This window comes from Pseudomonas sp. EA_35y_Pfl2_R111 (assembly GCF_963970955.1).
In the GTDB taxonomy this organism is placed as follows: Bacteria; Pseudomonadota; Gammaproteobacteria; order Pseudomonadales; family Pseudomonadaceae; genus Aquipseudomonas.
On the sequence record NZ_CAXAOM010000001.1, the window covers coordinates 1145650 to 1169081 of the forward strand.

18 protein-coding genes and 1 pseudogene are annotated in these 23432 nt (G+C 60.2%); 8 read left to right on the forward strand and 11 right to left on the reverse strand.

Annotated features, from left to right (window positions below):
• Positions 1-3: 3 nt before the first annotated feature.
• On the reverse strand, positions 4-2121 hold the full coding sequence (locus AACY25_RS05580) for a TonB-dependent receptor (protein ID WP_339523017.1): 2118 nt from the start codon (positions 2119-2121) through the stop codon (positions 4-6).
• Between the two features lie 304 nt (positions 2122-2425).
• Between AACY25_RS05580 and AACY25_RS05585 the strand changes: the two genes are divergently transcribed.
• From AACY25_RS05585 to AACY25_RS05600, 4 genes are all read left to right on the forward strand, one after another.
• Positions 2426-3025, forward strand: coding sequence for a PepSY-associated TM helix domain-containing protein (locus AACY25_RS05585; protein ID WP_339523019.1), 600 nt, complete (start codon positions 2426-2428; stop codon positions 3023-3025).
• Between the two features lie 10 nt (positions 3026-3035).
• On the forward strand, positions 3036-3548 hold the full coding sequence (locus tag AACY25_RS05590) for a DUF2271 domain-containing protein (protein ID WP_339523021.1): 513 nt from the start codon (positions 3036-3038) through the stop codon (positions 3546-3548).
• A gap of 32 nt (positions 3549-3580) precedes the next feature.
• Positions 3581-4444, forward strand: coding sequence for a DUF4198 domain-containing protein (locus tag AACY25_RS05595; RefSeq protein ID WP_339523022.1), 864 nt, complete (start codon positions 3581-3583; stop codon positions 4442-4444).
• A 65-nt stretch (positions 4445-4509) separates the two neighbouring features.
• Positions 4510-6051, forward strand: coding sequence for a sulfite reductase subunit alpha (locus AACY25_RS05600; protein ID WP_339523023.1), 1542 nt, complete (start codon positions 4510-4512; stop codon positions 6049-6051).
• A gap of 39 nt (positions 6052-6090) precedes the next feature.
• On the opposite strand, the gene AACY25_RS05605 is transcribed toward AACY25_RS05600, so the two are convergent.
• From AACY25_RS05605 to AACY25_RS05620, 4 genes are all read right to left on the reverse strand, one after another.
• Positions 6091-7212: an alpha-hydroxy acid oxidase gene (locus AACY25_RS05605; protein WP_339523024.1), complete on the reverse strand. Its 1122-nt coding sequence runs from the start codon at positions 7210-7212 to the stop codon at positions 6091-6093.
• A 1-nt stretch (position 7213) separates the two neighbouring features.
• Positions 7214-7891: a Fe2+-dependent dioxygenase gene (locus tag AACY25_RS05610; protein ID WP_339523026.1), complete on the reverse strand. Its 678-nt coding sequence runs from the start codon at positions 7889-7891 to the stop codon at positions 7214-7216.
• A 76-nt stretch (positions 7892-7967) separates the two neighbouring features.
• Entirely contained in the window at positions 7968-10241 is a 2274-nt protein-coding gene (locus tag AACY25_RS05615) for a catecholate siderophore receptor Fiu (protein WP_339523027.1), read from the reverse strand.
• A 234-nt stretch (positions 10242-10475) separates the two neighbouring features.
• Positions 10476-11639 (reverse strand): type III PLP-dependent enzyme, encoded by a 1164-nt coding sequence (locus AACY25_RS05620; RefSeq protein WP_339523028.1) that lies wholly within the window; start codon positions 11637-11639, stop codon positions 10476-10478.
• A gap of 473 nt (positions 11640-12112) precedes the next feature.
• Here AACY25_RS05620 and AACY25_RS05625 point away from each other — a divergent pair, with 473 nt between their 5' ends.
• The gene (locus tag AACY25_RS05625) at positions 12113-13696 is read left to right on the forward strand and encodes a peptide chain release factor 3 (RefSeq protein ID WP_339523029.1); all 1584 of its coding nucleotides are present in this window, start codon (positions 12113-12115) and stop codon (positions 13694-13696) included.
• A 122-nt stretch (positions 13697-13818) separates the two neighbouring features.
• On the opposite strand, the gene AACY25_RS05630 is transcribed toward AACY25_RS05625, so the two are convergent.
• Entirely contained in the window at positions 13819-14193 is a 375-nt protein-coding gene (locus tag AACY25_RS05630; RefSeq protein ID WP_339523030.1) for an endonuclease domain-containing protein, read from the reverse strand.
• 61 nt (positions 14194-14254) lie between these two features.
• On the opposite strand from AACY25_RS05630, the gene AACY25_RS05635 reads away from it, so the two are divergent.
• Positions 14255-15049, forward strand: a complete 795-nt coding sequence (locus AACY25_RS05635; protein ID WP_339523032.1) for a TatD family hydrolase — start codon at positions 14255-14257, stop codon at positions 15047-15049.
• Positions 15050-15177: 128 nt separating this feature from the next.
• Here AACY25_RS05635 and AACY25_RS20905 read toward each other — a convergent pair whose 3' ends face one another.
• Positions 15178-15891, reverse strand: a complete 714-nt coding sequence (locus AACY25_RS20905) for a methyl-accepting chemotaxis protein (protein WP_445262127.1) — start codon at positions 15889-15891, stop codon at positions 15178-15180.
• A 144-nt stretch (positions 15892-16035) separates the two neighbouring features.
• Positions 16036-17175: pseudogene (locus AACY25_RS20910) on the reverse strand (HAMP domain-containing protein); the annotation flags it as partial.
• A 252-nt stretch (positions 17176-17427) separates the two neighbouring features.
• Between AACY25_RS20910 and AACY25_RS05645 the strand changes: the two are divergent.
• Positions 17428-18321 (forward strand): ROK family protein, encoded by an 894-nt coding sequence (locus tag AACY25_RS05645; protein ID WP_339523034.1) that lies wholly within the window; start codon positions 17428-17430, stop codon positions 18319-18321.
• 6 nt (positions 18322-18327) lie between these two features.
• On the opposite strand, the gene ampE is transcribed toward AACY25_RS05645, so the two are convergent.
• The 3 genes from ampE to AACY25_RS05660 form a co-directional block, all read right to left on the reverse strand.
• A complete protein-coding gene (gene ampE, locus AACY25_RS05650; RefSeq protein WP_339523036.1) occupies positions 18328-19164 on the reverse strand; it encodes a regulatory signaling modulator protein AmpE in 837 nt (278 codons plus the stop codon).
• Positions 19161-19724: a 1,6-anhydro-N-acetylmuramyl-L-alanine amidase AmpD gene (gene ampD, locus AACY25_RS05655; protein WP_339523038.1), complete on the reverse strand. Its 564-nt coding sequence runs from the start codon at positions 19722-19724 to the stop codon at positions 19161-19163. The genes ampE and ampD overlap by 4 nt, the downstream gene beginning before the upstream one ends.
• Positions 19725-19864: 140 nt before the next feature.
• Positions 19865-22180 carry a DUF1631 domain-containing protein gene (locus tag AACY25_RS05660; RefSeq protein ID WP_339523039.1) on the reverse strand — a complete coding sequence of 772 codons (2316 nt, stop codon included), beginning with the start codon at positions 22178-22180 and terminating at the stop codon, positions 19865-19867.
• 354 nt (positions 22181-22534) lie between these two features.
• On the opposite strand from AACY25_RS05660, the gene nadC reads away from it, so the two are divergent.
• Complete coding sequence (nadC, locus tag AACY25_RS05665) at positions 22535-23383, forward strand: carboxylating nicotinate-nucleotide diphosphorylase (protein WP_339523040.1); 849 nt, start codon at positions 22535-22537, stop codon at positions 23381-23383.
• Positions 23384-23432: the final 49 nt, after the last annotated feature.

Consider the following 23432-nt stretch of genomic DNA (forward strand, 5'->3'; position numbering starts at 1 on the left):
TTTTTAGAAACTGAGTCGATAACCCAGAGTCACAGTGCGCCCACGGCCCATAAACATCTGATCGTCACGCTTGCTGGCAGCCTGGGCGTAGTAGCTCAGGTATTCCTTGTTCAGCAGGTTTTCGATGCCCAGGCTGGCCTCACCGACCGGCAGGCGATAGCCAAGCGAGGCGTCAACCAAGCTGTAGCCGTCGAAGTCCAGATCCGGGTCGTCAAAGCCACGGCTGGCGTAGTGATTGGCCTGCACGCGGGTGTTCAGCTTGTCGGTCCAGTTGGCCTGCCAGCTGACGCCGTAACGGTCCGGGGAGATGTTGGCACCATCCAGATCGGTATCGACCTTGCCGTCGCCGTCGGTGTCGGACTGACCATTGACCTGGGCATAGGTGGCCTGCATGCGATGCACCGGGGTGATCTGCCAGCCGGCCGTGGCCTCGATACCGTCGATTTCGCTGCGCTCGCGGCGAATCTGATAGACCCCGCCGACATTCTCCAGGCGCGCGCCCAGGTCGGCATTGGATTCGAAGTAGCCGATTTCCGCATCGAACGGACCATGGTTGAAACGCAGGCCAACCTCGCGGTTGTCGGTGACGATCGGCTGCAAATCAAGAAAGCTGTCGACACTCATACCCGGCTGGCTGATGCCGCGCAGCACACGGCCAACATCAGGCATGCCAAAACCTTCGGAGTAGTTGGCGTAGAGCTGCGCCCAGTCGGTGAGCTCAAACACCAGGCCGGTGTTGAACAGGGTTTCCTCGAACGTCGGGCTACCGCCTTCGACACTTACCCCACCGCGCGGCGTGGTGGTCGAAGCGATGGTGTGGAAGCTGCCCACCTCCAGTTCGGCATACTCGTGGCGCACCCCGGCGTGCAGGGTGAGGCGCTCGTGGGCGCGGATTTCCGCCTGGAGAAAGGGTGCGAAGTTGCGGAAGCGGGTTTCCGGCACCCACTCTCGGCCGGTGGCGATCAGCATCTGGCTGGTGGTGTCCTGCAGCACATCGAGACCACCGGTGAGCATCAGGTGGTTGTCGAACAGGCCATCGCGGCTCAGGGTGAACTTGCCGCCGTACTTGTCCGACTCATTCTGCGACTGATCGAACAGGGTGCCGACCGGCGCAATCGAGGCATCCTGAAAAGATGCCAGGCTGTTACCCCCAAAACGCCCGCGGAAGCGCTGACTGTAGAGCTGCGCGCTCAGACGGTTGCCGTACAGGTCGTCATGCTTGTAGCTCAGGCTGGTGGCCAGCACCTCGTTTTGCGGCGCTTCACCCGGCGGGCTGCCCTTACGTGAGGTGGCCGGCGTACCCGCGGCGCGATTGCCCGGCACATTGACGTACTCGTGCTCGCCCTCGATCTGAAAGCGATTGACCATCAGTTCCAGGTTCTGGTCGGCGTCGAACCAGTAACCGAGCTTGAGCAGCAGGTCGCTGCTGACCGAATTCATGATGTCGCCCTGGGTGTCGTCGACGCCGATCAGCGTGCCGTTGGCATCGTAGGACATGCCGCGGGTCTGCCAGCTGGCGGCGGCCAGGTAATCCCAGCTGCCTTCGTTGCCTTCAACCCGGTAATCCAGCTTGTAGCCCAAGCCGGCGGATTCATAGTCAGTCGGCGCGTCAAAGCTGACTCCGGCATGCTGCTTGAGCGTACCGCCCTGGGGACGACGGGTGACGTAGTTGATGATCCCGCCAGTGGCGCCCAGGCCGTGTTCGGCGCTGGCACCGTGGATCACCTCGATGCGTTCGACCATCGCCATATCGATGGTGTAACCGTCGCGGGCGCTATCGCGCAGCGGCGTGGACTGCGGCACGCCATCGATCAGCACCAACGCCGAGCGCCCACGGAAAGTCTCGCCGGCGCTGCTCATCTTCTGCCGGCTCGGCGAATAGGACGGAATCAGGTTGCTGAGGATCTGCCCATGATCGGAGGTGATCGCCAGTTGCTGCTCGATCTGCTCGCGAGTGATCACGGTGATCTTCTGCGGCGTCTTGCCCGCCTCGCTCTTGGCGCGGGTGGCACTGATGGTCACGGCCTCCAGCTCGACCGCCTCTTGCGCAAATACAGAAACACCCGGCAAGGCGAGACAGGCCAGGGAAATGCTCAGACAGAGGGGAGAACGGTAGAACACAGGGGGCGGCCTCTTGAAGGAATTGCGCAGGGAACGCATCAGGGGCGCGCACAATACATCAATTGCGAATAGCTTGCATTAGCGCTTGTATCAAGATATCAACGCGCGCGATATGCCGAACCACCGCCCTCGGTTCGCAACCAGGATAAAAGCGCTAGACGCCTCAGCTCTCGCCCTAACCGTGGCAAATACAGGGCACGGTATGGGCGACATACTTATCGAGAATGTATAGCCTTTGTAAATATTTAGTATTTGCATCCAAGCCTTTATAGAATCCCCCTTCTTTCCTGACCTCGCGAAGCCTATGAACGCTCTCCCCTGGCTCGGCACCCTGCGCCAATGGCACTGGATCAGCTCGGCGCTGTGCCTGGCCGGCATGCTGCTGTTTGCCGTCACCGGTATCACCCTCAACCATGCCGCGCAGATCGAGGCCAAGCCGCAGGTGATCAACCATCAGGCGCAGTTGCCCGAGGCGTTACAGGCTGCGCTGCAAGACAAGCAGCCAAGCCAGGGCCTGCCGTTAGATCTGCGCCAGTGGCTGGAAGCGGAACTGGCGATTCGCCTGGATGGCCGCGACGCCGAATGGTCGGATGGCGAGTTGTATATCGGCCTGCCGCGCCCCGGCGGCGATGCCTGGCTAAGCCTGGATATCGAATCCGGCACGCTGGAGCTCGAGTCCACCGACCGCGGCTGGATCGCCTACCTGAATGACCTGCACAAGGGCCGCAATACCGGTACGGCCTGGTCCTGGTTTATCGATGCATTCGCCGTCCTGAGCGTGGTGTTCTGCCTCAGCGGCCTGTTGCTGCTGCAACGCTACGCCGGTAACCGCCCCAGTACCTGGCCGATGCTCGGCCTCGGCTTGGTACTCCCTGTTCTGCTGGCTCTGCTGTTTATTCACTAAGGACATCCTTATGCCGAAAAGCTTGCTGTTGCCCCTGTGCGCCCTGTTGAGCACGCCCGTTCTGGCTGCTGAGTTGCAGCTTGAGGTGGAAATCCCGCGTATGCAGGTCGCCGAGTATCACCGTCCCTACGTCGCCATCTGGCTGGAGCAACCGGACCAGAAACACGTCGCCAACCTGGCCGTGTGGTACGACCAGAAGCTCAAGGACAAGGAAGGCGAGAAATGGCTGAAAGACATGCGCCAATGGTGGCGGCGCAGCGGCCGTAGCCTGGAGATGCCGGTCGATGGCGTCAGCGGTGCGACCCGCGCCGTGGGCAAGCAGAGCCTGAGCTTCAACAGTGCCGATGCGCCGCTCAAGCAGCTGGCACCTGGCGAGTATCGCCTGGTAGTGGAAGCCGCCCGTGAAGTCGGCGGCCGCGAACTGCTGCGCCTGCCGTTCACCTGGCCACCACAGCAAGCCGCCAGCCACAGCGCCCAGGGCAGCAGCGAGCTGGGCCAGATCAACCTGCGACTCAAGCCTTGAACTTCAGACCCAACTTATTAAGGAAGCCTGCCATGCACCCACTCGTAAAATGGACCGCCCTGACCCTGGCCATCTGCCTGCCGCTATCCGCCCAGGCCCACCGCGCCTGGATGCTGCCATCGGCCACCGTACTGTCCGGTGAAGACCCGTGGGTGACCGTGGACGCGGCCATCTCCAACGACCTGTTCTACTTCGAGCATTTCTCCATGCACATCGCGGGCGTGGGTGACGTCAGCACCCAACCCGCCGGCCAGCGCGCACGCCAGGCCGCGACGCTACGCGTGATCGCCCCGGATGGCAGCGAAGTGAAGCCGCAGAACGGTGCCATCGGCCGCTACCGCAGCACCTTCGACCTGCACCTGACCGAGAAAGGCACCTACAAACTGGCCATCGCCAACAGCGGCCTGTTCGCCAGCTGGAAGGAAGGCAAGGAAAACAAGCGCTGGATGGGCAAGGCCGAAGATTTCGCCAAGCAAGTGCCGGCCAACGCCGCCGAGCTGAAAGTGGCGCAGAACAGCAGCCGCATGGAGGTCTTCGTCACCTCCGGCAACCCGACCACCAGCGTGCTGAAAACCACCGGCGTGGGCCTGGAGCTGGCACCGATCACCCACCCCAACGACCTGTTCGCCGGTGAAGCAGCCGAGTTCAGCCTGCTGCTCGATGGCAAGCCTGCCGCCGGTGTGGAAGTCAGCGTGATTCCCGGTGGCAACCGTTACCGCGACGAACTGGGCGAGATCAAAACCACCAGCGACGCCAACGGCAAGATCAGCATCACCTGGCCGAACGCCGGCATGTACTGGCTGGAAGCCGAGCTGAAAACCAGCGAAGGCATCAGCGCCCCCGCCACCGAACGCCGCGCCTCCTACAGCGCGACTCTGGAAGTTCTGGCGCCCTGATACCAGCCCGAACGCTGTCGCCGCCCGGCGACAGCGCTTCCTACCTCATTAGCTGAATACTCGACTTGATCACCACCCCGCGACTTCACGCCCTGCTCCATTGGCCCCTGCCGACCTGCCTGCTACTGGCCGGACTGCTGCTGTGGCTGCAACCGGCGCGCGAACTCAGCGCTGGGCTGATCAGCGTCACCTATCTCGCGCTGTGCCTGCATTATTGCTGGCCGCAGCGTCGCCAGGCGCAGACCGGCGAACTGCTGGTCGCCTACGCCAGCCAGGGCGGCAAAGCCCAGCGTTTGGCCGAACGCAGCTGCGCGCAATTACTCGCCAGCGGCATGCCAGCACGTTGCATCGCCCTCAACCAGTTGAGCAGCACGCAGCTGAAAAACCTCGAACGCCTGCTACTGGTGGTCAGCACCTACGGCGACGGCGAAGCACCGGACAACGCCGCACGCTTCGAGCGCATGCTGCTCAGCCAACAGGCGCTACCGCAACTGCACTTCGCCATCCTGGCCCTGGGCGACAGCAGCTACCCGCAGTTCTGCGCCTTTGGCCAACGCTTGCAACAGCGCTTGCACGCACTCAAGGCACAGCCGCTTTTCGACCTGCTCAGCGTCGATTGCCTGGATGCCGGCACCCTGCGCCACTGGCAGCAACAGCTCGGCCACCTAAGTGGCAACAGCGATTTTGTCGACTGGCAGCCCGCGCACTACCACCCGTGGCGGCTAGACCGACGCAACTGCCTTAACCCCAGCAGCATCGGAGCACCGATCTTCCACCTGAGCCTGAGCAGCACAGAAGCAGTCGACCGGCGCGCCGGCGACATTGCCGAAATCGGCCCACGCCATGCCCCGCAACGGGTAATCGACTGCCTACAGCAACTCGGCCTTGAACCGCGCACTCGCCTGGCTAACGGCCAGTTGCTAAGCGATGCCTTAAGCAAACTCCATCTGCCCACAACCAGCCCTGATAAGAACGGCATAGAACAGTGGCTGGCGGAGTTGACGCCCCTGCCCCACCGCGAATATTCGATTGCCTCCAGCTACGGCAGCTCGCTTGATCTGCTGGTGCGCCTGCAATACCAGGCCGATGGCAGCCCCGGCCTGGGCTCGGGCTGGTTATGTGAGCATGCCGAAGTGGGCGGCACGCTCGACCTGCGCATCCGCCGTAACCCCGGCTTCCATGGCCAGGACGCCGCCACGCCGATGATTCTGATCGGCAGCGGCAGCGGCCTCGCTGGCCTGCGCGCGCACCTGCAGGAGCGCGCCACCAATCCACACTCACGCAACTGGCTGCTATTTGGCGAACGTAACGCCGCCCACGACGCCCTGCTGGTCGACGAACTGCGCGCCTGGCAACACAGCGGCCACCTCGCACGCCTTGACCTCACCTATTCGCGCGACGGCAACCCACAGCGTTATGCGCAGGACGCCCTACGCGATGCCGCCCCCACTCTGCACACCTGGCTTGCAGACGGCGCGGCCATCTACCTATGCGGCAGCCTCGAAGGCATGGGCCGCGACGTCGATACGTGCCTGCGTCAGTTGCTGGGTGATGAGCAGCTGGAACAGCTAAGCCAGAGCGGTCGCTATCGGCGGGATTTGTACTGAGGATCGCGAAGTCTGAATCCGCATAGATCACCGCGCTGGTTATTTAGGTGCGAAGGGCCAGTCACCGGCGCGGCACAGCAAATCCGCAGTTATCTCGCTCAGAGTGCGGCAACCACTCAACGCCATGGTCATCTCCAGCTCCTCGCGCAGCAGCCTGATTAGATGAGCCACACCTAAAGCCCCGGCCGCGGCCAAGGCGTAAATATAAGGTCGACCGATCAGCACAGCATCGGCGCCGAGCGCCAGGGCCTTGAACACATCGGTACCGCGCCGAATACCGCCATCCACCAGAATAAGTGCCTCTGCACCCAATTCATCGCGAATGCCGGGCAAGGCCTTGAGCGCCGGCCACTGCGAGTCCAGCACGCGGCCGCCGTGGTTAGAGACGATCACACCTGCCGCACCCGCCTCCATGGCCAAGCGCGCATCGCTCGGATGCAAGATGCCCTTTAGCAGCACCGGCAAACGGGTCTGCCGACACAACCAGCGCACATCGTCCCAGGTCGGTGCGATGGCCAGCATGGCGTCGAATACCGCACTGCCACCGGGCGGCACCTGCGGCACAACCGGCGGCGTTGCGATATTCACTGCGGCGATGCCTTCCGGCAGAGTAAAACCTGCACGCTGCTCGCGATTGCGCAGCCCCGACACCGGCGCATCCACCGTCAGCACCAGCGCGCGATAGCCCGCCGCCTCGGCGCGTTGCGCCAGGGCCAGGGTCGCCGGCCCGTCGCCCTGCCAATACAGCTGAAACCACAGCGGGCCAGGCGCCGCCTCGGCGACCTCTTCCAACGGCGTGGAGGCGAACGAACTCAACACCGCGGCACCGCCCATCACCCCGGCACCCAGAGCAGTGGCCAATTCGCCCTCGGCGTGGAACAGGCGCTGATAGGCTACCGGCGCGAGCAATATGGGGTGCTGCAGCTCATCGCCCAGCAACTGACAACGGGTATGACCACCACGCAGATCGCGCAACAGGCGCGGCACGATTGCCCAGTCGCGCCAGGCATCCAGATTGGCCTGGCAGGTCAGCTCATCCGCCGCACCGCCCTGCAGGTAGGCCAGGGCATTGGCATCCAGCCGCTCCAGGGCATAACGCTGATAATCACAGGCCGCGACCAGGTCGGCCGGGATCGCACTCTGAGGTTCGCGCAAGGCCATCTCAGTCCGCCCACTGGCGCAGCAGGTTGTGATAGGTGCCAGTCAGACTCACCACCTCGGCACTGTCGCCCAGCTCGTGACGCAGCTTAAGGATGGTCATGTCCAGATCGAAGAGCATCTTGCGTTGCCAGGCATCGCGTACCCGGCTTTGCGTCCAAAGGAAGGAGGCTATACGTGCGCCACGGGTCACCGGTTCGACGCGGTGCAAGCTGGTCGCAGGATAGATGATCGCATCGCCCGCCTCCAGCTTGATCTCGTGCTCGCCGTAGGTGTCCTCGACGATCAGCTCGCCGCCGTCGTACTCGTCCGGCTCGCTGAGAAACACCGTGGTGGAAACATCGGTGCGCAGCTGATCATTACTGAAGCGGTCACGCTGCAGGGCGTTGTCTACATGGTTGCCATAGCGCCCGCCGGCCTGGTAGCAGTTGAACATCGGCGGCAGCATATGCCGTGGCAGCACCGCGGAAACGAATAGCGGGTGACGCGCCAGGGCATCGGCCACGCGCTGCGCCAGCCCAGCGAAAGCTGGCGAGTCCGCCGGGAACTGCAGATTTTGCTTGAGGCTCGCCGCCTGCGCGCCGGAGGTCTGCACGCCATCGACCCAGTCATGGGCCGCCAGTTCGGCACGCAGCACCATGGTTTCCTGCTTACTCAACACCTGGGGAATATGCAGCAGCATCGACCTTCTCCCATCAATACAAAATGCAAAAAGCCCGCGCTTGCGCGCAGGCTTCAGGTACGGCTGGTTGTTTCTATCAGAAGCTGAGCTCGGTGGTAAACATCGCCGAGCGCGGAACGCCCATACGGGCACGGGCACCGCTGTTGTTTAGCGACTCGATGTATTCCTCGTCGAACAGGTTGTACAGGTTCACCCGCAGGTTGACATTATCGTTGACGCGATAAGCGGCCATGGCGTCCGCAACCCAGTAGGATGGGATTTCCGGCATGTTCTGGGTCGCCAGGTCGGTGCCAGAGGTGATCACTCGATCCTGCTCAGACACATAGCGCGCGCCGCCGCCCAAGGTCAGATCACCCATGGTATAGGACGTCCACAGGGTGGCGGTCAGGTCCGGCGACCAGCGCACGCCAGTGCTCTCGCTAACCACGCCCGAGTTATTGCGGCTGGCTTGGTCGATCTGCTTGGTTTCCATATGCGCGATACCCGCCGACACCTGCCAGAAGTTGCTCAGCTGGCCAACCAGACCCAGCTCGACGCCGTCAACACGGGTCTTGCCTTCCTGGAAATAGGTGGCAGTGAAGGAGTCGTAGCTGACCTGGTTTTCGTTCTCCGTGCGGTAGGCCGCCAAAGTCAGTGCCAGGCGCTCATCCAGCAGATCCCACTTGGTGCCCAGTTCGACGTGCTCGGTTTCTTGCGGGTCCAGGCCCTCCTGCTCATTGGACGAGGACGTTGCAGAGTTAGCGGCCAGGTTGAAGTTGCCACTGCCTGGAGGCGTTAGCGAGTTGGCATAGGACAGATAGATACTGCCGTTCTCTAGGGGTTTAAACACCACGCCGGTATTCCAGCTGGTTAAATCACCCGACTCATAGCCCTTGCCCGGAACACGAGCGCCAGAGGTAATGGCAACACTGTCAGTCTCGGTGCGGAAGTGCTCGAAACGTACACCGCCATTAAGCGCCCACTGCTCGTTCAGGTGCAGGGTGTCGAACAGATAAAGCGCCGCAGTCTTGGTTTCACCGTCGGTTTTGGCGCCGGTCTTGTAAGGATCGCCAAGGCCGTCGTGCGCACTCGGATCATAGAGATTGCCAGGAGGGAGCGGTACAGCAGGGTAAGCCACACCGTCGATAACCTGAGCAGCCGTGGCGTAACTGCGATTGAGCTGTTTCTCGCTCATCAGCTCGAGGCCTGCGGCCAGTTCGTTGCGCAGGCCGAAGGTGTCGAACTCGGCGTTCAGGCTGGTCTGGTTGGCAAGAATTTCGTTTTCCTGATCGACCACCTGGCGCGAACGAGCAACGGTCCAGTTCGCAGGGTCAGCCGAGGCATTGGTGGCCAGGCCGTTTATCCCGGTGAGAGTACGGTCGTTATTGCTGCGGCCCCAACGCGACAGGTTGCGTATGGTAAGAGCGTCATTGACGTCGTGCTCGACCTTGAGGGTGAACATGTCACCGTCGATGCGCTCGGAGTCACCCTTGGCGCCATAGTAATTGTCAGTATCGACTTTACGACCGGAGTTCAACGCAGCATCTGCGTTGTAGAAGCCATGCATGCCGATGGTGGGGATGCCGCCATCCGGAGTGTTGTCCTGGCGAACATGCTGGGAATAGACGTAAACGCGAGTGTCCGTATCCAGGCCAAAAGCAATCGACGGCGCCACGCCGTAGCTGCTGTTGTCGACATAATCGCGGCCATCAACATCGCCATCGCGACGCATCAGGTTCAAACGGAAGGCCGAGCTGTCGCCCAGTTGCTGATTGATATCGGCAGTGAGGTTGCTCTTATCCGCAGTGCCGTAACCGACGGTCGCGAAGACCTCGTTAGTCAGGGTCGGCAGCTTGGAAATCAGATTTATATAGCCGGACGAAGCACCGCGGCCGATATCAGAACCGGCAGCGCCTTTCACCACTTCAACCTGCTCGAGGTTGAATACGTCACGGCTCACTGCACCGAGGTCACGCACACCGTCAACGAAGGTCGAGTTCTGCGTGGAGAAACCGCGCATCATAAAGGTGTCGCCGGCCGAGGTATTACCGTTCTCACCCAGCTGCATGGTGATACCGGGAGTATTGCGCAGCGCTTCCATCAGGCTGTTGGCACCCTGCTCGCGCAATACTTCCTTCTTGATCACCTGGATGGTTTTCGGCGTATCCAGCAGCGGCTGGGTCAGCTTGCTGTTGGCGCTTTTGTTGGCCTTGTAAGGCACCTCGGTCTTGGCTGTCACAGTAGTAGCCGGCAAGCTGAGTTCCTCTTGCGCAGCGCCATTCTGGGCGGCACATGCCATGCCAGGAACGGCTGCGGCGATCAACAGCGCCAGATGACTGCTCTTGTAATGCTTGCGGCTACGAATGGACATGGTTTTTCCCCGGATCTAAAGGTATTCCGCCCACCGCAAATGCTGCGTAAGAGCGAATAATTCTGAAAGCGCGCGGATGATAATTATTAACAACAAATACAGCAATACATGTTGAGAACTATTTGCATCGCTGTTTGTCTTCCTCGAAATGTTGTCGGCAGGCGGTTTCCAAGCGGCGAATCGCAGGCATAAAAAACCCCGCCATTAGCGGGGTTTTCAGTCGGACGTCGGCTGTTACAGGTAGAACGACTTCAGGGGCGGGAAGCCGTTGAACTCCACTGCGCTGTAGCTGGTGGTGTAGGCACCGGTCGAGAGCCAGTACACACGGTCACCAATGGCCAGGTTCAGAGGCAGGCCGTACTTGTAGTTCTCGTACATGATGTCGGCGCTGTCGCAGGTCGGGCCGGCGATCACCACCTCTTCCATCTCACCCTTCTTCTCGGTGTAGAGCGGGAACTTGATCGCCTCGCCCATGGTTTCGATCAGGCCGCTGAACATGCCGACATCGACATACACCCAGCGTTCCACGGCGGTGCGCGACTTGCGCGCAACCAGTACCACTTCGCTGACCAAGATGCCGGCGTTGGCGATCAGCGAGCGGCCCGGCTCTAGGATGATTTCCGGCAGGTCATCGCCGAAGTCTTCCTTGAGGAAACGGATAATTTCCTCGGCATAGGTTTCCAGGCTGTTGGTGCGGGTGATGTAGTTAGCCGGGAAGCCGCCGCCCATGTTGATCAATTTGAGTTCGATGCCGTCTTCTTCTTTAAGGCGCTCGAAGATCACCTTGACCTTGGCAATTGCCGCGTCCCACACAGAGATATCACGCTGCTGCGAGCCTACGTGGAACGACAGGCCGTAGGGCACCAGACCCAAGTCACGCGCCAGGATCAGCAAATCCATGGCCATGTCGGTCTGACAGCCGAACTTGCGCGACAGCGGCCAGTCGGCCGTGGTCGAGCCCTCTGTGAGAATGCGCACATAGACTCTCGAACCCGGCGCAGCCTTGGCGATGTTACGCAGGTCGGCTTCGGAGTCGGTGGCAAACAGGCGCACGCCCTTCTCGTAGAAGTAGCGGATGTCCTTGGATTTCTTGATGGTGTTGCCGTAGCTGATGCGCTCTGGGCCAACACCACGGCTCATGACCTTATCCAACTCGTAGATAGAGGCGATATCGAAGCTGGAGCCTTTTTCCTTGAGCAGATCGATAATTTCGACGGCTGGGTTGGCCTTGACCGCGTAATACACCTTGGCAAACTCGAAACCGGCACGCAGGTCATCGTAAGCCTGGCTGATGATCGCGGTATCGATCACCACGAACGGGGTTTCTTGGGTGTCGGCGAACGCCTTCATGCGCTGAAAAGTGGCGGGTGCGTAATAATCTTCGACCTTGATCGACATACTCGGACTCCAGTGGCTGAACCAGTTAAAACAGTTTAGTCAGGCAAGCGCTGCACTCGCAGACCGCTGCCCATCATCTAGGGAGGCTCGGCGGATGACCGCACAAGCAGAACGTCTGATCAGTTTCCCCACTTTGGTTCGCCTACTTCCCAAGGCATGTCGCCGAGCACCCTGCGGGTCTCTCGTCGTCAGTACTTGAGCCGGATGGATCGTTGCCAGCATGGACGTTCGGGCGCGAACTTTAGGGCCATGGGGGGCTGAGATCAATCAAAAATGCCGTGCTTTTGATCCTCGCTGTCGCCATATTGATTGAACGTTTTATATTCAAAACAAAACGTCAGGAATGCTGCACAAAGAGCGAAAAAACGGTGATTCTGTCCTCTGACTACAGGTCGCCGCGTTGATCGACGTTTACCGTTATAATCGCCGCCTTTTTTGACAGACCGACTATTCAGTCGACGGGTTCCCGCACAATGACCACCCAGGCCATCGAAGTCGGCAAACGCCGCACATTCGCGATCATTTCCCACCCCGACGCCGGTAAAACCACCATTACCGAAAAGCTCCTGCTGATGGGCAAGGCGATCGCCGTGGCCGGCACGGTGAAGTCGCGTAAATCCGACCGCCATGCCACCTCCGACTGGATGGAAATGGAGAAGCAACGCGGCATCTCCATCACCACCTCGGTGATGCAGTTCCCCTACCGCGAGCACATGGTCAACCTGCTCGACACCCCCGGCCACGAAGACTTCTCGGAAGACACCTACCGCACCCTGACTGCGGTGGACAGCGCGCTGATGGTTCTCGACGGCGGCAAGGGTGTGGAACCGCGCACCATCGCCCTGATGGACGTGTGCCGCCTGCGTGACACGCCCATCGTCAGCTTTATCAACAAGCTCGACCGCGATATTCGTGACCCGATCGAGTTGCTCGACGAGATCGAAGCGGTACTGAAGATCAAAGCTGCGCCGATCACCTGGCCAATCGGTTGCTACCGCGATTTCAAGGGCGTGTATCACCTGGCTGACGACTACATCATCGTCTACACCCCGGGCCACGGCCACGAACGCACCGAAACCAAAATCATCGAGAAGCTCGACTCCGACGAGGCCCGCGCCCACCTGGGCGATGAGTACGAGCGTTTTGTTGAACAGCTGGAATTGGTCCAGGGTGCCTGCCACGAGTTCAACCAGCAAGAGTTCCTCGACGGCCAACTGACCCCAGTGTTCTTCGGCACCGCGCTGGGCAACTTCGGCGTCGACCATGTACTCGACGCCGTGGTCGACTGGGCACCCAAGCCGCTGGCGCGGGTTGCCAACGAGCGCACCGTCGAGCCGGTGGAAGAGAAGTTCAGCGGCTTCGTGTTCAAGATCCAGGCGAACATGGACCCCAAGCACCGCGACCGTATTGCCTTTATGCGCATTTGCTCGGGCAAGTACTCGCAAGGCATGAAAATGCGCCACGTACGCACCGGCAAGGATGTGCGCGTTGGCGATGCCCTGACCTTCTTCTCCAGCGAGCGCGAGATGCTGGTTGAGGCCTACGCCGGCGACATCATCGGCCTGCACAACCACGGCACCATCCAGATCGGCGACACCTTCAGCGAAGGCGAAGTGCTGGGTTTTACCGGTATCCCGCATTTCGCCCCAGAGTTATTCCGCCGCGTACGCCTGAAAGATCCGCTGAAATCCAAGCAACTGCGCCAAGGCCTGCAACAGCTGGCCGAAGAAGGCGCAACCCAGGTGTTCTTCCCCGAGCGCAGCAACGACATCATCCTCGGCGCCGTCGGTGTGCTGCAGTTCGATGTGGTCGCCAGCCGCCTGAAGGAGGAATACAAGGTCGAGTGTGCCTACGAGCCGATTACCGTGTGGTCGGCGCGCTGGATCGATTGCGCGGACAAGAAGAAGCTTGAGGAATTCAGCAACAAGGCCGTGGAAAACCTCGCCCTGGATGGCGGCGGCCACCTCACCTACCTGGCTCCGACCCGTGTCAACCTGAGCCTGATGGAAGAACGCTGGCCGGACGTGAAATTCCGCGCGACGCGCGAGCATCACTAAGCCATACACCCTCTCCCCAACCCTCTCCCGCCGGCGGGAGAGGGAGCCGAACGCAGCAGGCCGTAGATGCGCTAGCAACGCCTTGACCATTGGCTGAATCACTAATCCAACAAGCTACGCGGTCAACTCCCCTCGCCCGCTTGCGGGAGAGGGGCCGGGGGAGAGGGCCGCTGTTGCTCTACCCACAAGCGCAACTGCTCCAACACCGCATCTGTTTGCAGCAACACCTCATGATTCCAGAAACGCAAAACGTCAAAGCCCTGCGCCCGTAGCCAATCATCACGCTGCTCGTCATAGGCCGCCTGCTGCACATGCTGGCCGCCGTCTAGTTCGATGATCAGTCGCCTCTCCTGGCAAACGAAATCCACGATGTAACAACCGAACGGCTTTTGCCGTTTGAACTTCAGCCCCATAAAGCGATGGGCGCGCAGTTGATACCAAAGACACCACTCTGCCTCGGTCATCTCACGTCGCAGCGTTCTGGCACGCTCACTCATCAGCCCGCCCATAAGCTACCCTGCTCCCTGCAAAGCCCACTGTTTGAGCAAACACTAGACCATGCATCTGACCGACACCCACACCCACCTCGACTTCCCCGACTTCGATGCGGACCGCAGCGAGCTGCTGGCCCGTTGCCACACCGCAGGAGTCGAGCGCCTGGTGGTATTGGGTGTACATCAAGCCAACTGGCAGCGCTTGTGGGATCTGGTACAGGCCGAAGACAGCCTGTATGCCGCCTTCGGCCTGCACCCGGTTTACCTAGATGAACACCAGCCCGAGCACCTAGGTGAACTGCATGACTGGCTGGCACGCTGCGCCGGTCACCCCAAGCTCTGCGCGGTGGGCGAGATCGGCCTGGACTACTTTCTCGAACAGCTTGATCGTGAGCGGCAACAACAGCTGTTCGAGGCGCAGCTCAAGCTCGCCATTGAGTTCGAACTTCCGGCGCTGCTGCACGTGCGCCGTGCCCACGCGGCGACCATTGCCACGCTAAAACGTCTCAAGCCCGTGCGCGGCGGCATCATCCATGCCTTTTCCGGCAGTTACGAAGAAGCTCGCGAGTACCTCAAGCTCGGTTTCAAACTCGGCCTGGGCGGTGCCCCAACCTGGCCGCAGGCCTTGCGCCTGCGCAAGGTGGTGGCGCAATTGCCACTGGAGGCGATCGTGTTGGAAACCGACTCACCCGACATGGCGCCTGCCATGCACCCTAACCAGCGCAACAGCCCGGAACACCTGCCGGACATCTGCGCAGCCCTGGCCGAACTCCGCGGCATCAGCGCCGATGAGCTTGCCTGTGCCAGCAGCCGCAACGCAGTCGAAATATTCGCCTGGAATGCTGACGCAACGCAGTAGCCCGGATGCAATCCGGCGATATCTATCCGCTGACGCCGCCCCTGGACTTCATCGCTTAAGCCGCAACCGACAGCACAGAAAGCACAAAGCCCGCCAAATGGCGGGCTTTGTTGGTGTTGCAACCGAGATCAGACGCGGAATGCGCCGATCAGCTGCTTCAAGCGCGCCACCAGCCCGGACAATTCACGGCTGGCCTGCTCGGTCTGGCTAGCACCTTCGGCAGTGCGCTCGCCCGCCTGACTGATTTCGACAATGTTCTGGTCGATATCATGCGCCACGGCAGTCTGCTCTTCGGCAGCAGTGGCGATCTGCTGGTTCTGATCGACTATCATGCCCACCGCGCCGAGGATATTCTCCAGCGCCTGCTGTACCTTGCCCGACTCGTTGACCGTGCTATCGGCCATTTGATGGCTGGTGTTCATCGCCTTAACCGCCGCACCAACACCGCTTTGCAGCTTGGCGATCATTGACTCAATTTCCTCAGTGGACTGCTGCGTACGCTTGGCCAGATTGCGTACCTCATCAGCCACCACAGCAAAGCCGCGGCCCTGCTCACCAGCACGCGCCGCCTCAATTGCGGCGTTGAGCGCCAGCAGATTGGTCTGCTCGGCAATGCCCTTGATTACATCCAACACCTGGCTGATCGACGCACTGTCGCTGGCCAGTTTGTTAATCACCGCCACCGACTGATCGATCTCACCGGCCAGGCGCTGAATGCTGCCTACCTGGGACTCAACCAACGCGCGACCGCTGACCGTTTCATCATTCACGCTCTGCGCGCTGCCCACCGCCGCAGCGGCGCTGTGCGCCACTTCCTGTGCGGTCGCTGACATCTGATTCATTGCGGTGGCGATCAGGTCTATCTGTCCACGCTGTCCGGCGACCGCCTGGTTACTCTCACCGGAGACCTGTTGCACGCGGTCCGCCTGGCGCTCGACCTCAACCACGGTCTGGCCTACGCGCTCGATCAACTGGTGAATCTTGCTCACCGTCTCGTTAAATACCTGACCCAGCTCGCCCAGTTCATCCTGACTCTGCGCCTTGAAGGTTACGGTCATATCGCCGGCGGCTACTTGATTCATTACCTGGCCGAGCTTCTTCAACGTGGTGCGAATCGATACGTAGAAGCCGCCGTACAGGTAGACAATCAGCAGGAACACCACGACCAGGGCGGCGACCAGCAGCACCATTTGCGTACGGTTTTCCTCCAGGCGTACCTGCAATTGCTTGTCGAGGAATACCAGCACTGCATCATTTAACTGATAGGTCTGCGCCATGGCTCCGCTGACATCAGCGTAGAACTGCGCCCAGGGCGTATCCAGCGAGTCGGCGATAACCACCTTGTCTTCAAACAGCACGGCTGTGGTTTTCAAGGTTTCCAGGCTGCTCGCGGCCTGGCTGGCGAGCTCTGTGCGGGCCTGCGCGCTGCTGTTGAGTGATGCCTGCAGGTTCAAACCATACTCGGCATGCAGCTTTTCCAGCTCCAGCAGCAGTTCGTCAAATGTGGTACTTGCCGATGAATTGAGAAAACCCTGGGCTAGCGAATAGGCCCCCACCGCACGGCCCTCACTAAGCGCCACAGTGACTTTGGGCGTGTCCACTGTGATCAGTTCGATCATCTGCCGCACGGCGCCCTGACGGTCCTGGCTCAGACCGGCTTGCGCGGCGACCAGCTTGATAAACACCTGAGAGCTGCCCAACAGTTTTTCGGCCAAAGCAATCTTGCCCTGCAACGAGGTTTCGGCTTGCACCGCGCCCAGCTCAGCAATCAGCTGATCACGCTGGTTGTTGAATTCCTCGACCTGCTCAGGTTCGCGCACGACCGCGACCATAGCTTGCAGCGTTTCGCCGAGGCCGTCTTGCACCTTGACCAGACGCGCCACAAGGTCACCCGCTTGGCCGGACTGGCCAATCATCGCGTTGATCTCAATAAGGTCGACGAAGTCTTCAAGATTACGCCGCAGCGTCAGGCTTTGACCGAGCAGATCAATACTTTCGAGGGCCGCCTGGGTACTGACGAACTGCCGATAGGAATCACGCACCAGATAGAAGTTGGTGACCAGCATGGGCAGAAAGAAAAGAACACTGATCAGACTGAACTTCATGCCGAAGCTGAGGCGATTCATTAGCGCGATGGCCGGATACAACACGCTCTTCACAGGACGTCTCCAGTTCTAATTATTGTCGTGTAAGGTTACAAAACGGCCGCGCAGAATCTCAAACGGCGGACTGCATGTCCCTTGCTGCTCGACCTGTGGCATTTGCATCAACGGAGTAAATACGGGCAGATTAACGTGAGCAATGTCACAAAATAACGGCCGAGCATGGCGCCATGTATACCTCTTATCGACCTCAACCTCTGTAACTTAAGGTTAATGATGCGCACCCCACTAAAGCTCGGCATTGATCTGGGTGGTAGCAAAGTCGAAATAATTGCACTGGAAGATGGCCTGCCTGTATTGCGCCGCCGCGCCCCAACACCGCAGGGCGACTACCAGAAAACCGTCGCACTGATTGCCAGCTTAGTTGAAGATTGCGACCGCGAACTGGGTCGCCGTGGCAGCGTCGGTGTCGGCATACCCGGCACCCGCTCCCCCGACCACGGACGAATTAAAAATGCCAACTCGCAGTGCCTGATCGGTAAGGACCTGCAGGCCGATCTTGAGCAGCGCCTGCAACGGCCGGTGCGCCTGGCCAATGACGCCGACTGCTTTGCTCTCTCGGAAGCCTGCGATGGCGCGGGCCGAGGTGCCGCAAGTGTTTTCGGGGTAATTCTTGGTACTGGCGTCGGCGGCGGTCTGGTCGTGCATCAGCAACTGCTCAGCGGTCCTAACTCCATCGCCGGCGAATGGGGGCACAACCCGCTGCCCTGGCGCCGCAGTGAGGATGGTCCGAGCCGGCGCTGTTATTGCGGCTTGGAGGATTGCATCGAGACCTTTCTCAGCGGTCCGGGCTGGGCGGCGCGTAGCAATCTTGGCCTGGATGCAAGCGCCTTGGTGAGCGCTGCAGAAGCGGGCGATCCAGCAGCGCAGCAGGCCGTTGCCCGCTACTGCGACCAGCTGGCCCGCGGCCTGGCGTCAGTAATCAACCTGATTGATCCGCATGTGATTGTGCTGGGCGGCGGGATGTCCAACAGCGCCGCGCTCTATTCCCAGGTAGCGCCACAGCTGCAGCGCTATGTATTTTCCGATCAGGTCAACACGCGCCTGCTGCAGGCCAGGCATGGCGACTCCAGCGGTGTGCGGGGCGCGGCCTGGCTGTGGAATGAATAAAACGCCTTAGATGAGCAGGGTCCACACGGCAAACACCGCGTACCAAAACACTGCGGCACGCACCAACAACTGCCAAAGCCCGTCCAGGCTGCTGACGCCGATTTCGCCAATCACCGGCTCCGGCGTCTCGCCAGCAGCCCTCGCGGTAATGATCACCAACTGCGCAGCGCTGATATCCCAGCTGAGCAGCTCATGCAGCAAGGTCCGGCTAACCCCGGCAAAATTGCCCACCAAGGCAAAGCTGGCAGCCAACACACGCACTGGCAGCCAGTCGAAGCCGTGACGCACCTGTACGGCGGCATCACGTAAAGCAGGCAGAGTCGCATGCTCGCTAACCAGGGCAATTAACCGATACGCCAGCGCCGCCAGCGGCCCGAGCAACGCGTACCAGAAAATCACCGCAAAAAAGCTCTGGTAGGCCTGCCACACCAGATACCCCTGCACGCGCTGCAGCAACTCGCCCTCTTCGTCCGCCTCCAGAGCCAGATCACGACGCGCCACCAGATACGCGGCTTCGCTATCCTCACGGCGCCAGCTGTCGCGGAATGGCCCCAGCGCCGTCAGCAAATCACCACGCCCCAGACTGTAAATCACCACCAGCAGATGCACTGGCAGGGCTAACCAGCCGTACGCCACGGACTCCAGCATCAGCAGAATCAGCCCCAACGCCAGTAGCGGCAACAGCACCAGCAACGCCAGCGTCAGCCAGGGCCGCTCAGCCCACTGCGGCTTGCCCTCAACTGCGACCAACAAGCGCAGCCAAGGGCCATCATGTTGAATGGGTTTACGCCAGGACGAGAACTTCTCTATCCACAGCACCAGCAGTAGCACCAGAAAATTCATGTCAGTTCCTTGTCTTGCTGCAATGCCATGCACACACGCTGCCAGTCGAATGCTGGGCCGGGATCGGTCTTGCGCCCTGGCGCGATATCGCTGTGGCCACAAATGCGCTGCAGGGTGATGGCCGGGTAAGCAGCTTGCAGCTGGCGGATCAGCTTAATCAGAGACGAATACTGGGCGGTCGTGAACGGCAGATCATCGGTGCCTTCAAGTTCAATACCCAAGGAAAAATCATTGCAGTTCTCCCGTTCGGCAAACCGCGAAACACCAGCATGCCAGGCGCGCTCGTTACAGGAGACGAATTGCGTTACGACGCCATCACGTTCGATAAAGAAATGTGCGGATACCTGAAGGCTGGCAATGCTTTCGAAATAGGGATGCTCATGCGCATCCAGGCGGTTCTGAAAAAAAGCCTGCACCTTGGCCGTGCCGAACTGCCCCGGCGGCAAGCTAATGTTATGGATGACCAATAGAGAAACTTCCCCCAGCGGCCGCTGGTTGAAATTCGGCGATGGGCAGCGCTGAATACCATCGCACCAGCCACTGGAAGGATCTAACTGCATAAAGACTCCTTGAACGAGCCACCACTCTAGTGCAGCGCTTGCTCAAGGCCAAGGGCGAATACCCGAGCAAACATGCAGAAGCAAAAACGCCGCCAAGGCAATAAGCCCGGCGGCGTTGTCGTGGCATCAAGGCAAGTCGATCAAGCGCCTTTGAGCTTACGCAGGTTGCCGATCACCGACTCCAGCGCCCGATCAAACAGCAGCGCATCATCAAGTAGGCGAATCGCACTGCGGCGGAACTCCACGGCCAGGCCCATACGGGTTTTCTCCAGCACCTTCATACCGGTACGGTTGACGAAGATGTACTTGCCGGTTGGCTTGATAACCGCCGCCAGCTTGCAACGCAGCTTATGCTCTTCATCTTCCTGAAACTCGACCCAGCTGCCGACCCGCAGGTTATCAACCTGCAGCAGCGACTCATCGTCATCCGGCAGGCTAGCTTCCGGCTCAGCGGCACGCAGTTCGCCAGGCGCCAGCAGAATGATCTCTTCGACTACCTCGACCATCGCTGGCTCTTCAACCACTTCCGCCGCCGGCAGCTCCAGCAATGGCAACTCGATACCGGCCTCGGCCAAAGCAGCGCGCTGCTCTTCATCGATTTCAGCAAGCGCTGGCGCATCGCCTTGTGGGTTTTCTTCCGGCAGGCTGCGCTTGAAGCGCTGGAAGGCCTGCACATGCAAAGCTTCCAGCTGGCTGAAGAATTCACCGGTGGAGAACGGATCAAAAGCGGCGCTGGCCATACCTTCACGCAGCGCCTTGAGCAACCCCGGTACCATCTCCAACAGACGCATACGCGCTTCCGGCTCTTCGTGCAGCTCAACACTCCAGACCAGATCGTCCATAGTCGTCAGCGCAGCCTGCCACTCGGCTGAATCAATGCCGTGCTTCAGGCAGGTCAACATCAGCACCTTGCTCCAGGCTTCCTGCAGCAGACGCACCACTACTTCCGGTAAGGTCTTGCCGAGCAAACGCTCATTCAGCGCCTGTTCGACTTCACGCCGCGCCAATGCAGCCTTGGCACTGCCCTCTTCGGCATCGCGGGTGCGCTGCTCAAGCAATTCGCTACGACGGCGCTCATCACCGGTGAATGCCAGGAACTCTGCCAGCAGTTCGGAGAAGATCACCGGATCATCGACAAAATCATTGAGCAGACGTTGCACCACCTGCTCGATCTTTTGATACAGGCTGTCGCGCTGCGCATCGTCCTGCTCACCCCAACCCAGGGCAGCAGAAGCAATTTCATTGAGTAAACGGCGGGCCGGGTGGCTGCCGCGGCTGAAGAAGGTTTTGTCGATCACCGCCACTTTCAACATCGGGATCTGCAAGCGTCCGATAAGCGCCTTGAGCGAGTCCGGCAAGGTGCGGTCGTCGAGAATAAATTCAAATAGCATCGACACTAGGTTGATAACGTCTTCATCAACCTCACCGACTACCCGCGCCTTGCCGGCTTTGGCACTGGCACGGGTCAGCAAACCTTCCAACTGCTCACGCAAATCAAAGTCATCACTGACCTGCGCGGGCGCACGCTGTTGCATATGCGAGAGCAGGCGCATCAGGTCATTGCTGGAGATCGGCATGGCGTCCGCCGGCCGATTGCGTCGAGGCACCAGCGTGCCGCGAGCCTGGGACAGCAGCTCCTGCAATGCGCCGAATACCTCCTGCACACCTTCATCGGCAAACTCCGCCGATAGTTCTGGCGATGCGTCCTGCCGGCTGCTGCTGGTCGATGCGCTGGCGCGCGAAGGATTACGCCGCGCAGGGGCGGATTTAAGCTCAGGCAACACACCGGCCGCGATTAATGCCTGGTTGGCCTCGGCATACAGCTGATCGAGGTCACTAAGTACATACTTCTCGAACAGCTTAAGGATGATCAGCTTGACCCGGATCTCGACACCCAGGCTGCTGCAAGCATCAAGGAAGAATTCGCAGAGGCTGGCAGGACCGACGGGATTGGTCTTGTCATCCAGCTTCTTGCTGACCATGGCGTTGAAGCGCGTTGTCAGGTGACCGAGCGCCGTAGCATCTCGGCTCATGACCTTGGCGACCATAGAATCCAGCGCCACCGATTCTTCCAGCGCGTCGTTCTGCACCAGCGACAGGCTGTCAAACGACACCGCATCTAAGGGTGCAGGCTTGCCGATCTCATATTGATTCAGGGTGGCGAAGGCTTCGAAGACCTTCTGCAGAAAGCCACGCTCGATATTTTTGCGCTTCAAGCGCAGATCGCGCATCGCCTCAAAGAAAGCATTCTGCTCGGTATTGCTGGTGGCACGATCAGCCATCTCGAACAGCGTATCGTCCGCATTGTCGAACAGCGCCTGCAACGCCGTTTTCAGCTGTTGCGCCGCTTTGTCACGCACATTTGTCAGCGCCACAGGCAGTCTTCCTACCGGCGAGGTGGGCGATTGCTCAGAGGCCACCTTATTCAGGTGAACCACGTTCGCATCAGTCTTCATTGCGAGTCTCCTGCAGACTGCCCCTCTTGGGCGAACCGATCTGCACAGCGATCAACTGAGCGTCATCCGTAACGTCAAAGGCCTGGCGTCAACAATTCTAAAAAGTAAAGCCATTATAGGGATGCGCGCGCGCATACCAAGCGGACTTTTCCTTCAGACATGACCCGCGTCACAGATGCAGCACCACAGCTTCCCAACGGCTACCTGCATACGACCAACGCAACAATCCTATACATATCGGCGCATACAGCCAACGAAGAACCTTCACCAGCATAGCCTCACAGCCGCCAGAGAACACTGCGCAAACAGCTATCAATCCCTATAATCGGCGCATTCTGCTGACTGGAGCTCATCATGCCTAACCTTATCCTCGCCGACCTCGCCAACGAAATCGAGGCCAATGTGCGCCGTGCACTGGCAGAGGATATTGGCAGCGGCGATATCACCGCCCAACTGATCCCCGCCGAGCGCTTGGCGCATGCCAAGGTCATCACCCGCGAGTCCGCGGTAATCTGCGGCACCGCCTGGGTAGACGCGGTATTTCGCCAACTCGACCCACGGGTCGCCGTGCACTGGCATATCCAGGACGGCCAACGCGCCGAACCCAATCAGGTACTGTTTGAACTCGAAGGCCCCGCCCGCGCCCTGCTCAGCGGCGAGCGCAGCGCCCTGAATTTTCTGCAAACACTCTCAGGCGTGGCCACCCGCTGCCAGCACTATGCCGACCTAGTGCAAGGCACCGCCGTCAAACTGCTCGACACCCGCAAAACCCTACCCGGCCTGCGCCTGGCGCAGAAATACGCCGTAACCCAAGGCGGTTGCCACAACCACCGCATCGGCCTGTATGACGCCTTCCTTATAAAGGAAAACCATATCGCCGCCTGCGGCGGTATTACCCAAGCAGTAGCCGCCGCCCACAAGATTGCCCCCGGCAAGCCGGTGGAAGTCGAAGTGGAAAGCCTAGGGGAGCTGCGCCAGGCACTGGATGCCGGAGCTGATATCATCATGCTAGATGAACTGAGCCGGGACGAGATGCGCGAAGCTGTCGCGCTCACTCAGGGCCAGGCAAAACTCGAAGCCTCGGGCGGAGTGAATGAAAGTACCTTGCGGGGGATTGCCGAGACCGGGGTAGATTACGTGTCGATTGGCGCAATGACTAAGGATGTCAGGGCGGTGGATTTGTCGATGCGGCTAAGCCTCTGAGATGATTAACGGGCAGCATGGCCGCACTTTCGTCGCCCGGCCCTATGCA